The sequence below is a fragment of the Vibrio sp. zbq_1 genome, assembly GCF_043102935.1.
Lineage (GTDB): Bacteria > Pseudomonadota > Gammaproteobacteria > Enterobacterales > Vibrionaceae > Vibrio > Vibrio parahaemolyticus.
In genome coordinates, this window is sequence record NZ_JBICJH010000042.1 from 347,138 (window position 1) to 362,087 (window position 14,950).

Annotated in this window: 15 protein-coding genes; 12 read left to right on the forward strand and 3 right to left on the reverse strand. The window is 41.3% G+C overall.

Going from position 1 to position 14,950, the window contains the following annotated elements; translation table 11 throughout:
• Nucleotides 1–8 precede the first annotated feature (8 nt).
• On the reverse strand, nt 9–527 hold the full coding sequence (locus ACF8CV_RS21350) for an outer membrane beta-barrel protein (protein WP_023583798.1): 519 nt from the start codon (nt 525–527) through the stop codon (nt 9–11).
• Between the two features lie 405 nt (nt 528–932).
• Here ACF8CV_RS21350 and ACF8CV_RS21355 point away from each other — a divergent pair, with 405 nt between their 5' ends.
• The 12 genes from ACF8CV_RS21355 to ACF8CV_RS21410 all read left to right on the forward strand — a co-directional run bounded on the left by ACF8CV_RS21355 (nt 933) and on the right by ACF8CV_RS21410 (nt 13,103).
• Entirely contained in the window at nt 933–1,154 is a 222-nt protein-coding gene (locus tag ACF8CV_RS21355; protein ID WP_005535462.1) for a hypothetical protein, read from the forward strand.
• A 68-nt stretch (nt 1,155–1,222) separates the two neighbouring features.
• Nucleotides 1,223–1,903: a YjbF family lipoprotein gene (locus ACF8CV_RS21360; protein ID WP_023583799.1), complete on the forward strand. Its 681-nt coding sequence runs from the start codon at nt 1,223–1,225 to the stop codon at nt 1,901–1,903.
• Nucleotides 1,900–2,658, forward strand: coding sequence for a capsule biosynthesis GfcC family protein (locus tag ACF8CV_RS21365; RefSeq protein ID WP_023583800.1), 759 nt, complete (start codon nt 1,900–1,902; stop codon nt 2,656–2,658). Before ACF8CV_RS21360 ends, ACF8CV_RS21365 begins: the two co-directional genes overlap by 4 nt.
• Nucleotides 2,655–4,850 (forward strand): YjbH domain-containing protein, encoded by a 2,196-nt coding sequence (locus ACF8CV_RS21370; protein WP_023583801.1) that lies wholly within the window; start codon nt 2,655–2,657, stop codon nt 4,848–4,850. The genes ACF8CV_RS21365 and ACF8CV_RS21370 overlap by 4 nt, the downstream gene beginning before the upstream one ends.
• A gap of 143 nt (nt 4,851–4,993) precedes the next feature.
• Nucleotides 4,994–5,935: an ADP-glyceromanno-heptose 6-epimerase gene (gene rfaD, locus ACF8CV_RS21375; RefSeq protein ID WP_023583802.1), complete on the forward strand. Its 942-nt coding sequence runs from the start codon at nt 4,994–4,996 to the stop codon at nt 5,933–5,935.
• Nucleotides 5,936–6,061: 126 nt separating this feature from the next.
• Nucleotides 6,062–7,048, forward strand: coding sequence for a lauroyl-Kdo(2)-lipid IV(A) myristoyltransferase (gene lpxM, locus ACF8CV_RS21380; RefSeq protein ID WP_023583803.1), 987 nt, complete (start codon nt 6,062–6,064; stop codon nt 7,046–7,048).
• Complete coding sequence (locus ACF8CV_RS21385; protein WP_021486838.1) at nt 7,045–7,767, forward strand: glycosyltransferase family 25 protein; 723 nt, start codon at nt 7,045–7,047, stop codon at nt 7,765–7,767. Before lpxM ends, ACF8CV_RS21385 begins: the two co-directional genes overlap by 4 nt.
• Nucleotides 7,764–8,819 carry a lipopolysaccharide heptosyltransferase II gene (waaF, locus tag ACF8CV_RS21390; RefSeq protein WP_023583804.1) on the forward strand — a complete coding sequence of 352 codons (1,056 nt, stop codon included), beginning with the start codon at nt 7,764–7,766 and terminating at the stop codon, nt 8,817–8,819. The genes ACF8CV_RS21385 and waaF overlap by 4 nt, the downstream gene beginning before the upstream one ends.
• On the forward strand, nt 8,813–10,087 hold the full coding sequence (waaA, locus tag ACF8CV_RS21395; RefSeq protein WP_021486836.1) for a lipid IV(A) 3-deoxy-D-manno-octulosonic acid transferase: 1,275 nt from the start codon (nt 8,813–8,815) through the stop codon (nt 10,085–10,087). The genes waaF and waaA overlap by 7 nt, the downstream gene beginning before the upstream one ends.
• A gap of 103 nt (nt 10,088–10,190) precedes the next feature.
• On the forward strand, nt 10,191–11,801 hold the full coding sequence (locus ACF8CV_RS21400; protein WP_024103809.1) for an aldolase catalytic domain-containing protein: 1,611 nt from the start codon (nt 10,191–10,193) through the stop codon (nt 11,799–11,801).
• Nucleotides 11,785–12,420 (forward strand): HAD family hydrolase, encoded by a 636-nt coding sequence (locus ACF8CV_RS21405; protein WP_021486840.1) that lies wholly within the window; start codon nt 11,785–11,787, stop codon nt 12,418–12,420. The genes ACF8CV_RS21400 and ACF8CV_RS21405 overlap by 17 nt, the downstream gene beginning before the upstream one ends.
• Before the next feature lie 2 nt (nt 12,421–12,422).
• The gene (locus tag ACF8CV_RS21410; protein WP_392417482.1) at nt 12,423–13,103 is read left to right on the forward strand and encodes a cytidylyltransferase domain-containing protein; all 681 of its coding nucleotides are present in this window, start codon (nt 12,423–12,425) and stop codon (nt 13,101–13,103) included.
• Between the two features lie 52 nt (nt 13,104–13,155).
• Here ACF8CV_RS21410 and ACF8CV_RS21415 read toward each other — a convergent pair whose 3' ends face one another.
• Both ACF8CV_RS21415 and ACF8CV_RS21420 read right to left on the reverse strand, forming a co-directional pair.
• Nucleotides 13,156–14,019: a hypothetical protein gene (locus ACF8CV_RS21415; RefSeq protein ID WP_021486916.1), complete on the reverse strand. Its 864-nt coding sequence runs from the start codon at nt 14,017–14,019 to the stop codon at nt 13,156–13,158.
• Nucleotides 14,016–14,945, reverse strand: coding sequence for a glycosyltransferase family 2 protein (locus tag ACF8CV_RS21420; protein ID WP_172781605.1), 930 nt, complete (start codon nt 14,943–14,945; stop codon nt 14,016–14,018). Before ACF8CV_RS21420 ends, ACF8CV_RS21415 begins: the two co-directional genes overlap by 4 nt.
• Between the last annotated feature and the right edge of the window lie 5 nt (nt 14,946–14,950).

A 14,950-nucleotide genomic window follows, 5' to 3' on the forward strand; every position in this document is an offset into this window, starting at 1 on the left:
TATTTAAATTAGAAACGATGCTGAAAACCCAGTGTAATCGAGTTAAGGCGAACTTGGTCTTCAGAGACGTTATCAACGAACTCAAATATCACCGCGCTTTGGTTGTTTAAAGCGTAGTGCATACCCAACCCAAAACTAAATCCTTGTTCTTTGTGAGACCCTACATTTTGTAGATCAAGCTGAACGCTTGAATACCCAGCTAAACCATAAAGTGCAACTCGCTCTGAAACTGGCATATTCAACTTAACAAAGCCGCTCAAAACGCTATCAACGGCAAGACCATTGTCACGTTGAACTGATGTTCCATAGCGCCCCTCTAAGCCAATATAGTCATTAAAAAAATAACCAGCTTGCGCACTAAGAAGGAAAGGGCTTCCCTCTTTCACGGACTCAGAAGACGAGCTTTTCAATTCTGCATTTGAGTAGCTCACTAACGCACCAGCATAAAAATCGGCTGACGCTGAAGAAGAACTCAGGCTCAAACCCAGTGCACTAAGTATTCCCAAACAATGCTGCTTTTTTATCACGTAAAAGTTCCTAGTACTGGTAACAATATGGGCTGCCAAAGCAAAGTTAAGCGTGCTATGCAGGCCATTGAATACTGAAGAATTGGCACGCTACCGCCCTGAGGCGTTGAGCGTGAGCCACTGTATCGCTTTCTATATGGTGTAAGTAAAAACGACCTATTGACTCCAAAACCTCTAGTCCTGGAGGAGATAGGCCGACAAATTATGCACTCTTGATAGTTTATCAGCAAGCAAGGGAACAAGATAACCGCACAATGTCACGCTGGTGTTAGAAATGAGATCGTAAGCCATAGCAAAATAAGAAACTATTTACATGCTAAGGCTTTTTTATCTAAAATATAATTTGGAGCATTTTTTATGCTACCAAACATCGATGTTTTTATACCGGATATACAAGGATTAATAATGAAGAATACAGCTCTAGCTATTCTTATGGCTCTAAGCGCATCAACTGCATTTGCAGCAGAAGAAGCAGGTTCAGCAGGTGCAGCTTCTGCATCTGCAACAGGCACAACAGCTGTAGCAGTAGGTGCGGCAGCAGCAGTAACTGTAGTGGCAGTTGCAGCGTCAGATAGCGACTCAACATCTACTTCAACATCTACTTCTACTTCTACTTCTACAAACTAATTTCGTTTTGTAGATAGAAGATAATCGCCCTGAATGATTCAGGGCGATTTTATTTGTAAGAGGGAATAATGAACATCTTCCGAACGTCCAAATGGATACATCCACTCCTCACTCTTCCGCTTTTAGGTTTACTCTTTGGCTGCACACAGAAATTCAATGATGTTTCAGCAACCGTCCAAGAAGCCTACGGTAACTACATCGATGTAGAGATGACACCAGAAGAAATAAATGCTGTTCCATATGCCAGTGCCTACTTGAAACTTGGAAATCAAAAACAGGTGTTTGTTGTTTTAGCTTTCGCGGAACGAAACCCACTCAGCGGTAAAAAACAATTAAAATGGGTAAGCGCCGATAAAGCAATGATCGTTACGGAAAATGGACATATCGTCAAAACGATTGGACTACAAAATGGAGACTTAGAGGGCGTTTATGGTGATGTACCAGATTTTTCTCCAAACTCGGCCTCTGTCAACTACACACTCTCATACGATTGGGCAACACAATACCGTTATGGTTTTCCTGCAAATGTAACGCGCTCTTACTCAAGCCACGAAACGTTAACAACACCTATTTCTAGCACTATGACCAACGTATATAAAGAAGTTGTTGAGTTTAGCAGCCTTTCTCAATCGGTCGAAAACTACTATTGGGTCAATGAACAGGGTCAGGTCGTTAAAACCTTACAACACTTAGGGCCAAATATGATTCCGGTTGAGTTAACCATTTTGAAGGGATACAGCAAATCATGAGCAAGCGACTACTCACATTATTCGTTTTGGTTATGCCACTTTTGAGCACACACAGCTTCGCTAAAACAGAAACCTCTACTACACAACCATTAAATGTTGAGTTGCCGGAAGTGGGCAAACAGCTACGATTCCAAGGGCCTGCTCGTTTAGAAAGTGTGTTAGCACTCGCCATCGAGCAAAATGTTTCACTACAATACTCTCTTAGTACGACTTTGTTTGATAAATCGGAACGCGCCGAGAAAAGCTCTACCGCTTTAAAAAACTCAGTGCTCAATCAAATGATTCAACACAATTTGGTTGCGCATCCATTCTACAAATTCATTCAGAAGCAAAGCTTTGCACCACGAGTACTATCTGCAATCGATGTTGATAAAGTTCGACTAAATAAATTCGACAACCCGCTTTTGCACGGCAATTACGTTCTAGCAAGCCCTCCACGCGAAGAAAAAGTATTTTACTTAGGAAACCTAAATAGCGTGTATTCCGTGAAGGAGCAAGCTGGCATCCCTTTGCAGAGACAAATAGCGAATTTGAAAAGTAACATTGGTGCATTATCAACGCCTCCAGTGTTGATTTATCCAGATGGTCACGTAGTTAAGCCGCATCACGGAGCTTGGTTGACAACACTATATTACTTACCACCTCTGACATTGGTATATGTCCCGTTTGATAGTCTTGAACACTCCGAAATGGATCAAGATATTGTCCGCTTACTTACTCAACTTATACCAAACTCCACAAAGAGACCACGATGATGCCAATTAGAAAAAGTTTAACCCTTTCTTTAATGGGTCCTGCATTGGTTTGGGCTCAAGAGATGCCGTTTGAAGCTCCTCCTTTACGACCATCCCAAACAGACTTCGGTGGTGTTGGCTTAATGCAGATGCCAACCGGACGTATGGCTCCTGAAGGGGAATTCAACTTTTCAATAAACTATGCTGATGAATACACTTTTTACAACGTTTCTTTGCAGCTAATGCCTTGGCTTGAAACAACCTTGCGGTACACTACCGTCAACGATGTTTTATTTAGTGAAGACCCCTCCTTCTCTGGAAACAATAAATATACAGATAAAGGTATCGATCTCAAACTAAGAATATTACAAGAGAGTGAATATCTTCCAGAAATATCGCTTGGCATACGAGACTTCGCTGGCAATGGTTTTTTTGACGCAGAATATCTGGCTGCAACAAAAAGATATTCGAGTAAAAGTTTAGGTACTCTTGATCTTACGCTTGGTATTGGGTGGGGTTCATTAGGAATGCGAGATAACATTAGTAACCCTTTTTGTAGTATTTCTGATAGTTATTGTGACAGAGAGTATGACTTTAACGAAACAGGTGGTACATCTAATTACCATCGATGGTTCAAGGGCCCAAGTTCCCTATTTGGTGGTGTTGAGTATCAAACATTACATAAGCCATTGAGGTTCAAGTTAGAATATGACAGTAATGATTACAGCGATGAATACCCAGTCAGAAAAATTGGTGTAGACATGACCCCTCACACACCATGGAACTTTGGCATGCTCTATCGTCTAGGAATGGCTGATTTTCGTTTAAGTTATGAGCGCGGAGACACTTTGGTCGCAGGTTTAACGCTAAACACCAACTTCAATGACATGCCATCATTCTGGCGAGATGAGCCCACGCCAGAAGTCGAAGATAACCAACCAGAAGAACTGTCTGATGTTGATTGGGAGCGTGTAACAGAAGATTTAGACAAAATTGCAGGTTACAAACAAACTCAAGTTTTCGTAAACGGTAATACGGTTTCCGTTGTTGGCGAACAGAAAAAGTATCGTGATCGCAACGAAGCTCATGAAAAAGCGGCAGCAGTCCTTTACAACGAAATGCCAGACAACATTGATACCTTTACCATCAATGAACGCAGTAGTGGTTTGGTCGGTGATCAAACGGTTATCTCAAAAGAGAAATACCGTGATTTTGCTGAAGTAAACTACATCAACCCGACCATTGAAGATGCGACGTCTACATCAAGCAATAAGCCTCAGGGTAAACCTGCTTACGACGGTTTTGAGCGCTTTGATTGGGGATTTGCACCTAAGCTAGTTCAAACTCTCGGTAACGCTGAAGATTTCTATCTCTTTAGCGTAGGACTAAGCGGTAACGCCTCATATTGGCTGACGGACAACCTTGAAATTGGCGGTTCGTTGTACTGGGATTGGTATAACAACTACGATAAGTTTAATTATGTCACTCCACCTGATGGCACTACTGTTCCTCGCGTTCGTACCATGTTTCGTGCTTACCAAAACGAACATGCTGTAACCATGTCAAACCTACAATTGACTTGGTTCCAAGAGTATTCCAATACCATGGATCAGCAATTCTACGCGGGTTATCTGGAGAGCATGTTTGCTGGAGTCGGTACCGAGTTTCTTTACCGACCACAAGGAGCTAACTGGGCGATTGGCGCTGACGTCAACGTAATTTCTCAACGTGATCCACAAAGTTACTTCGGTGTTTACGATGAGAAATGGCAAAACGTGCCAGAATATGGACGTCCGTTCCAAGTTATTGATAAAGACTTCACTGGTTTTGTATCTGGTTACTACTACCCTCAATGGGATTTCCTACAAGATTTGATGATCCAAGTCGATGTTGGTCAGTTCCTAGCTGGCGATGTTGGTACACAAATCAACGTTTCTAAGCAGTTCAAGAGCGGTGTGATTGCTGGTGCCTTTGCTTCATTCACAGACTTATCAGCAGAAGAGTTTGGCGAAGGTAGTTTCACTAAGGGCTTCTACCTGTCAATTCCATTCGACATTATGACGGTGAAACCTAGTAATAATCGCGCAAACTTTAGCTGGCAGCCTCTCACTCGTGACGGTGGTCAGAAGCTTGGTCGTAAGTACAACTTAATTGAACTCACCGATGAGCGAAACCCTTGGTATCAAAGACCAAATACCTCTCCGGTAAAATAAGTTAGTCTAATTAACCAAACAAAAAAAGGAAGCTTAGGCTTCCTTTTTTGTATTTGCTCATATGACAATCCCTCTCCTCTAGCACCTAAAGGCCTAACTCTGCTAAACTTCCTGAGAAAATTTTAATCTATGGTGGAAGTTCTATGATCATCGTAACTGGTGGCGCTGGCATGATCGGCAGCAACATTGTTAAAGCACTAAACGAAGCTGGTATTAACGATATCTTGGTTGTCGACAACCTAAAAAATGGCAAAAAGTTTAAGAACTTAGTTGATCTGGACATCACAGATTACATGGATCGTGACGACTTTCTGACCCAAATTATGGCGGGCGATGATTTTGGTCCGATTGAGGCAATTTTCCACGAAGGCGCTTGCTCTGCAACGACAGAGTGGGATGGTAAATACATGATGCTAAACAATTACGAGTACTCTAAAGAGCTGCTTCATTACTGTTTAGATCGTGAAATTCCATTCCTATACGCCTCTTCTGCAGCCACTTACGGCGATACAGATACTTTCGTTGAAGAACGCGAATACGAAGGCGCACTGAATGTATACGGTTACTCGAAACAGCAGTTTGATAACTATGTTCGTCGGCTATGGCAAGACGCTGAAGAACATGGTGAGACCCTTTCTCAAATCACCGGCTTCCGTTACTTCAACGTATATGGCCCACGTGAAGATCACAAAGGCAGCATGGCATCTGTTGCGTTCCATCTGAACAACCAACTAAACGCAGGTGAAAATCCAAAACTGTTTGCAGGTAGCGAGTCTTTTAAGCGTGATTTCGTTTACGTTGGTGATGTATGTAAAGTAAACCTGTGGTTCCTTGAAAATGGTGTTTCTGGCATCTTCAACTGTGGTACTGGTCGTGCAGAATCTTTTGAAGAAGTAGCAAAAGCGGTCATTGCCCATCATGGAAAAGGCGAGATTGAAACTATTCCTTTCCCTGAGCATCTAAAAGGCGCTTACCAAGAATTCACACAAGCCGATCTGACCAAACTGCGCGACGCAGGCTGTGATGTTGAGTTCAAGACGGTTGCAGAAGGCGTTGCCGAATACTTAACTATCCAAAACCGTTAAGCACCACAAGGTGGCAGAACCATAACCTGCCACCTTTACTCAAGTGCAATAGCCTGTATCATTCCTAACTATCTTTTTCTCATTTAAACCACTTCGCCAGTACACGAATAGGTAACTAGACACGCCATGACCATTAAACGTGATGACTTCGACCCTAAAGCATATAACCCTGAGTTTAAGCGCCACTTTCTGTCGCCTAAGTACTGGGGCACGTGGTTAGGTGTTATCTTATTTTTACCTTTATCATTAATGCCACTGGGTTTACAAAAGTGGTTGGCGAAAACCATAGCTAAAAAACTGTCTAAATCCCACAAAGGTCCAGCTCACCGAGCGAGGGTTAACTTTGAGCTGTGTTTTCCGGAAAAGTCGTTCCAAGAACGTGAAGCTTTGATAGAAAAAACACTCTACACAGCAGCCATGTTCTTTTTTCGCTTCGGGTTACTAAGTTTACGCTCACCAAAGTGGCTTCAGAACCGTTGCCAAATTCGCGGCCTAGACATTTTACGACAGCACATTGATAACAACGAAAATGTGATTTTAATGGTTCCCCACTCTTGGGCTATTGATGTGCCTGCTATCTTGCTCGCTTCAATGGGAATGCCTGTCTCTGCGATGGCAAAAAAACAAAAGAATGATGTGGCTGACTGGTTAATGCACAAGCAAAGAGTTCAGTATGGCGGCCGAGTTTACGAGCGCTCTGGTGGAATTAAGCCTTTTCTAAAATCTATTCGAGATGGCTATGTAGGGTATTATCTACCCGATCAAGATCACGGCCCAGAGCATAGTGTGTTTGTCGGTTTTTTTGCTACACGTAAAGCAACGCTACCTGGTTTAGGCAAAATTGCGAAACTATCACGCTCAAAAGTACTACCTCTATTTGCGTCGATGAACACTGAAGATGGTACGTTTGATATTGAGATTTTACCGGCGTTTGAGCTGGATAAAGGCGAAGAGCAAGACGCTCGTACCTGTAATGAAGCCATTGAATATTTTGTCGGTGATAAACCCGAACAATATATGTGGGTACTGCAGTTGCTACACTCTCAAGAAGACGGTAATAACTATTACAATTTGTTTAAACCAAGATATAACAGCGACTGGAAAGTGCAGTGAAAGTATTTGTCGTAAGCTTGACTCGATCGCTAGATCGCCGAGAACGTATTGAAGAAAAGTTAAAACAACAAGACATTACGTTTGAATTTTTTGATGCCGTAGATGGCTCTTTTGACAGTTTTCTTCATTCAGAAAAAAGTCGTCCAACCATTACTCTACGCCGCAAAGGGTATCAATTAAAAACCAGTGAAGTCGCCTGCTTTGCAAGCCATTACGAGTTGTGGGTTCGCTGTATTGAGCTTGATGAACCGATCGTCATCTTAGAAGACAACGTCGACCCCGTAGAAGGGCTGAAGCAAGTGCTCGAACATACCCTTCCACTGACTTCTAATTATGACTACATCAAGTTGTCTGCCACTCAGAAGTGTGCATTCACCCCAATTGTACCTATTGATGATAATCATATGCTAGGGGGCTACTCTGCTGGCACTTGTGGTACCACCGCTTATATCGTCACACCTAAATCAGCCTCAAAGTTTGTTATGCATGCTCAAGAGTTTATTGAACCAGTCGATGACTACATGGAAAAACCATGGAGACATGGTGTTCAAGTTTACAGCGTGTCTCCAGATCTTTTTACTAGAGCTGAGATTGCTTCGACGATTGGTGGTAAAAGAAAAGATAAATCCAAAATGACTCTTGCGAATAAAATATACGCTGAACTTTTTAGAACTTATGAGTCAATTTTGAAATTCCTATACTGGAAAAACAAAGCATGAAGATTTTAGTCATTGGCCCTGCCTGGGTCGGCGATATGGTAATGTCGCAATCGTTATATATCGTATTAAAGCAACGTCATCCAGATAGCCAAATTGACGTTATCGCTCCAGGATGGTGTAAACCGATTCTTGAGCGTATGCCAGAAATCCACCAAGCGATTGAAATGCCTATCGGTCATGGTGAATTTAACTTATTAGGCCGCAGGGAAATTGGTAAATCATTACGTGAAAAGCAATATGACCACGCCTATATCTTGCCTAAATCAGCAAAATCAGCACTGATCCCATGGTTTGCCAACATTCCTCTTCGTACTGGCTGGAAGGGAGAAATGCGCTATGGTTTATTGAATGACTTACGCCCTAACATGAAGTCTTTTCAGTACATGGTAGAGCGCTATGTAGCGTTAGCTTATCCAAAAGCAGAAATGGTGGACTCTAACTCTCTTGGCGGGCTTGAAACCTTGCCTCGCCCACGCCTTGCAATCAACGTGGCTGAGCAACAAGCCACGATCAAAAAGTTCAACTTAACGCAAGGCCAATCAATTATTGGACTGTGCCCAGGAGCAGAATTTGGTCCTGCCAAGAAATGGCCCGAAACACACTACGCTGAAGTTGCGACGCAAATGGCTCGCTCTGGGCATCAAGTCTGGTTGTTTGGTTCTCAAAAAGATTTAGAGACTTGTAACAATATCCGCGCACTTGTCCCGACGCAATTCCATGAGAACATTCATGTTCTAGCAGGCCAAACCAGCTTAATTGAAGCGGTCGATCTACTAGCTGCATGCAAGACTGTTGTCGCGAATGATTCCGGCTTAATGCATGTGGCGGCTGCGGTTGGTTGTAATGTTGTTGCCGTGTATGGCTCAACTTCACCGAAGTACACCCCCCCACTCGCAGAAAAAGTGGAGATTGTTCATACCGATATTGATTGTCGCCCTTGTTTCCAGCGTGAATGCCAATACAAACACCTTAAGTGCTTGACAGAACTTTCGCCTAAACAAGTGCTAGATAGTATCCAAAAACTTGACGCCATTACGATAAGCTCATGTTAGTTCGTATTGTTTATACCTTACTACTCGCCCTAGCGTCACCGCTGCTTTTATTTGGTTTGTACAAGAGCAAACCAAATAAGCCTAAGTTCGGCTCTCGCTGGAGAGAGCACTTTGGCATAACTCCCAAGCTAAAAAGCAACGACAAACCTATTTGGATACATGCCGTATCTGTTGGCGAAAGCATAGCAGCAACACCTTTAATTAAAGCACTTAAAGAACAAAACCCCGAACAGTCTATTCTAGTTACCACAACAACGAGTACGGGAGCTGAACAGATTGCTAAGTTGGGTAATTTAGTTGAACACCGCTATATGCCAATTGACTTTGGGTTCGCTATCAAAGGTTTTCTTAAAGCAGTACAACCAAAAAAAATGTTGATCATTGAGACTGAACTGTGGCCAAACACGCTTCACAATGTTCACAAAGCGGGTATCCCTATAACTGTCGTGAATGCGCGCCTCTCTGAAAAATCGTGTCATAACTACGCAAAAATACAGCGGCTTTTTAACCAGCTTCACCCATGCCTAACTCAAGTACTCTGCCAAACAGATTCAGATGCAGAGCGCTTCGAACGCCTAGGCGTCAATAAAGAGAAGCTATCTGTCACGGGCTCGATTAAATTTGATATTCAAATTTCAGATCACGTGAAGCAACAAGGCGAAGCACTTCGAGCGCAACTTGGGAAAGATCGCCCAGTATGGATTGCAGCGAGCACCCACAAAGGCGAAGACGAGCTGGTATTAGATGCACATAGACAAGTTTTAAAATCTCATCCAAATGCTTTACTTGTTTTGGTTCCTCGCCATCCAGAACGATTTGGTGATGTATTCACGCTTTGCCAACATCAAGGCTTTAACACTGTGCGTCGTACTTCAACGCATGCAGTAGAGACTAATACTCAAGTATATCTAGGCGATACAATGGGTGAGATGCTAACTTTGATGGGCGCAGCGGACATCTGCTTTATGGGGGGAAGCCTAGTTGGAAATAAGGTCGGTGGGCATAATGTGCTAGAGCCTGCTATGTTAGAAAAAGTCATCATTACTGGCCCCAGCTATTTCAACTTTAAGGAGATTGTTGAAAACTTACTAGCTGTGGATGGTATCTTAATTGTGCCAGACTCAACGACCCTTGCCCTAAGGACTACAGAGATCATTTCTCAACAAGATAAATATTTACTCCGAGCTTTGCATGCTAATAAATGGGCCTCATCCAATCAAGGCGCTCTAAACCGAACAATGAGCTTACTCCCCAAAAGTGATAAGTAATAACTTAATAATTAGTTTGATAAATACCTCACTTTTACTATTAAGCTTGTATGTTTTACTGTACTAAGCACATTACCTGTTTAACTTAAAAAGAATATCCATTATGCAAAAAATTTTAGACTGTACTCTTCGCGATGGTGGCTACTATAACCACTGGGACTTTTCACCAGAAGTCGTTGACGCTTACCTCACTGCAGTTGCAAAAGCTAAAATTGATTATGTTGAATTAGGGCTTCGTAATTATCCTAAGTCTGTTTACAGTGGTCCATTTGCTTATACAACTGAAGAGTTTCTAAACACGTTACACCTACCGAAAGGTCCGACATATGGCGTAATGGTTGACGCAAAAACGTTGCTAGATGCGAATAAACCTGTTGAAGCAGCCATTAACGATCTTTTTGTACCAGCACAAGAAAGTAAAGTTGATCTCGTTCGTATCGCGGCACATTTCAATGAAGCAGAGCTGTGTGAAAGCATGATTAAAGCTTTCAAAGAAATGGGGTATATCGTTGGTTTAAATCTGATGCAAGCGGGCGGAAAACCATCCGAGGTTATAGCGGAAAAAGTACAGACGGTAGCAAAAGCAAACCCTGACGTCATCTATTTTGCTGACTCTCTCGGTAATATGGATAGTGCAGAAGTCACTCGCATTGCCGAAATTGTAAAGCAAAACTGGGATGGCGACATTGGCATCCACACCCATAACAACATGGGTCAAGCAATGTCTAATACGATGACAGCTCGTTCGAATGGTGTTACATGGTTGGATGTAACCGTTACCGGAATGGGACGAGGCGCTGGGAACGCCCAGACCGAAAACCTGCTCGCCGAACTTGATGGACTAGATAAATACTTGCCAACAGCAATATATGAACTAGTTATTCGCCATTTTGAGCCAATGCAAAGAAGATACGGTTGGGGTTCAAGCCTTCTATATTACTTGGGAGCCAAAAACGATATTCACCCAACTTATATTCAAAATATGCTTTCTAATCCTAATTACGGAACAGAAGAAATTGTTGGCGCTATCGAGCATTTAAAAAAACTAGAAGGTACGACAAGCTATAATGGTGATGTCTTAGAAGAAGCGCTTACTGTAGGGAAAATAAGCCAACCAACTGAAAGCCAATCAGATCTATCAGGGATCTTTTCAGGAAAAGAAATTTTACTGGTCACTAATACGCCCAATGCTGCAACACATAGAGTCGCGATCGAGACATACATTAAGACTCGAAAGCCTATCGTAATTGGCATCAATACAAAGCATGAGATTAACACTGAGCTTTTCGATTACTTTGCTGTATCTCATAACTCTAAATACTTGTCAGAAAGCAGCCATTACTCAGAAGTAGCCAAACCCGTATTTTTGCCAAAGAACCGCTTTGACGAAGACGAGCTAAGTAAATTTAGTAATATTTCTATGATTGATTACAGTAGCACCATAGAGAAGGATACTCTCACCGCCCATAAAAACTACTGTACACTACCGTATGACAATACCGCTGCATATGCGTTATGTATCGCTTTTATAGGTCAAGCGAAGAAGATATCTCTCGTTGGTTTTGATGGTTATGATGTGACTGACCGACGCCAAATGGAAATGAATGAGATCTTTAGCATGGTTAGTCAGCAGTTTGGAAGTACATCAATTCAAGCGTTAACCCCAACCACTTATCCAGTAAAAGCAGGGTCTATTTATGCACCCGCTATTTAATGGCTATGATACTGTTATTTTTGACTGCGATGGCGTGATCCTAGACTCAAATAACCTCAAAATTGATGCCATGCGTAATGCTTTACGCATGGCCCAAGTATCAGAGCTCGAAATAGACAATTGTTGCAATTACTTTAAAGCTAATTTTGGCAAATCGCGTTTTCATCATGTGAGTTACTTTGTTGAACATTTCATCCTAAATACAGATGAAGCATTGTACGAACGTATACTAAGCTTCTACTCAAAGCAGTGTGAAGAGCTATACATGGAAGCTCAACTAACGCCTAATTTTATTGCAGCAATTACAGATTGCCCAGCCAAACTCTATGTAGCGAGTGGATCTGCTCAAGACGAATTACGAGAAGTATTTGTTAAAAGAAAGCTGGCACAATATTTTACGTTAATTCTAGGATCACCTACCGCGAAAGCAGATAACGTTGCAACCATCCTAAAGGAGTCTTCAGGCGCGGCTCTAATGATCGGTGACGCATTATCAGACTTTCACGCAGCCAAAGAGAATAATATTGATTTTCTTGGCTATCTTCCTTTTTCAAATGTAAAAGAAGAGCTTGAAAGCTTATCAAAAAGTGAAGGTTTCAATATTCTAAGGAGTTGGTAAGCATGAGTGTCCATGTCTTTTTACCATGCCGAAAAGGCAGTGAACGTATCCCAAACAAAAATACCAAAGACTTTGCTGGTGTAAAAGGTGGGTTGCTAAAAATCAAACTGGATCAGTTAATCAATATAACTGACCTAGATTCGATAGTCGTATCTTCAAACGACGATGTTGTTCTAGAGTTTGCTTCAACATATAAAGATTCTCGCATACGAATAGATGAACGCCCAGAGCACTTAGGCTCAAGTTCAACAAGCACTGATGATCTTATTAGATACGTTCCTTCGATTATTACTACAGGTCACGTACTTTGGACTCATGTAACCTCGCCTTTCCTCGATGAATCCGGTTATCGTGCAATTCTAAGACAATATCTCGCGAGCCTCTCTGAAGGATATGATTCATTAATGACAGTCAAAGAGCTACGCGGTTTTATTTGGAATAAAGACAGGCCGATTAGCTACGATCGTAATATAGAAAAATGGCCAAGAACTCAGACGATTGAACATTTGTATGAAATCGATAGCTCAGTCTTTTTAAATAGCGTCGAAAACTACAAAAAACTAAATGACCGAATTGGATTAAAGCCTTCGATGTACATACAGGATGCAGAGAGCTCAATTGATATAGATTGGCCAGAAGACTTTACTTTCGCAGAGTCCGTTTGGTTACAGAAAAATAGATAAATAATCATAGGTAAGTGGGCATTACCATTGTAGCGTCTACTTACCTGTAATTTCACCGCCGAGGGTAAGCATCGATCATAGAAAAATTAGACCTATTTATGACTTTTACCCCTTTTAGCTCTGCCCATTTATTCAGCAGTTGATGTGCATAAAACGTCAGAAAAGTTAATCGCATCAAGTCCGTCATGTTAAAAGGTTTGATCTTTTGAGGGTTTTCTAGAAGTGGCAACTTCTCTTCTTTTCCATAGAAATGCTTGTAGACCATATAAAGCTGGTTATTTTTTTGATCGACATGGACATCATTATGGAAGCTCATATCTGCCCCAAATATTTCCACTGAATCATATTCACATAAAATTGCTACATACACAGCAAAGATAAGAACATTTACAGCTGGAGGTGCAACAATACCTGAAGATAATGCTATTGGCCCATATTTAATATTGGTTACATTACTAGGAATTGCTCGAAGCACTTTTACAGCTATGTTGCTGTTTTTGATATTTCCCTGAATGAACGCTATGTCAGCAAAGTCAGGAATAATCAATTGCATTTTCCAAGACACAAGTTCGTTTAGATCTTTAAACAATTTATCTCTTTTTTCCACCAACGAACTATGAGTGGCTTCATCCCAAAAATAGCTATCAATCAAAATATATTTATTGGGTTTCAAAGTCGTAAAGTGCTCAGACTCCGAAAAGTGATTCACAGCAATCACATCAGTATCTTTACTGATATTATTAATATCTGATTTTAAGGATGGTCCATTACCTAAAACAGTACATTTCTCATATGTACGATAAAAGTCTTTAGGTGAGTCAGTACTTTTATCACTTCGTTTTTTGAATGAGCGGAAAGTTGAAGCAAAATGCCTCTTCATACTTATCGATTGCTTTATATTTTTAATTGTACTCATTTTAACCTACGCAAAACTTTTAAAACCGTTCGATAATCCAATGTTTTAACAAGATAACAAATCGCTTCGATGAACAAAGCAAAATTTGATTGTGGAAGTGATGACATAAACTCAGCAGTACGCATCCGTTTTTTAATCGCACTCACAGCTTCATTGGCATTTTTACTCTGCGCATCTCGTAAGTTCATTTTAAGATCTTGCAGCTCACGCTGAGCATTGATAACTGTGTTGTTATATTTTTCTTCGCGTGTTTCTTTTGCGAACGTTGATATGCCACCTAGCCGATATTGAATCCACTTTTTGTGTTCATGATGAATACCATTTAACAAAAAGGCTCGGAGAACATTGATCCGGTCTTCATTGATGATGTCTTTGTTGTAGGGCTCAAACTTATTCAATACATCAGAGGTAAAAGCAGCACAACAGCCATCTACTGCACACTTTCGATTAATAATATTTTCGAGTGTGTAAGGTTTTTTATTTTGCTTGATCGATTCAAATGGCTCGATGACATCACCTTGCTCAGAGATTTTGTCGTAACTACCAATAATTAAGCTTGGTTTACCATTTTTCAACCAAGTTTCATAAGTTTCCTCAATTCGGTTCGGCATCGCTATATCATCGCCAGCTTGTACAATAATAAGCTTATTTTGGTACTGCCCCCGCAAGGAGTTGATTTGGCTAACTAAACCAATATTTTGCTTATTGTGGCGATATTCGATATTTAATCCTTTAGGCGCAAATTCTAAAAGCGATAGAATCTTTTCATGACTATCATCTGGAGAGCAATCGTCCAATACTAACAGCTGGCTCGGCCATGCTGTTTGCTCCAATGCCGCCGGAAGCGTTTTATCGAGATAACTTGATTGTTTATAGCAAAAGAAGACGTAGACAACATCTTCCAATACTCGAACCTGATCTTGCATAACTC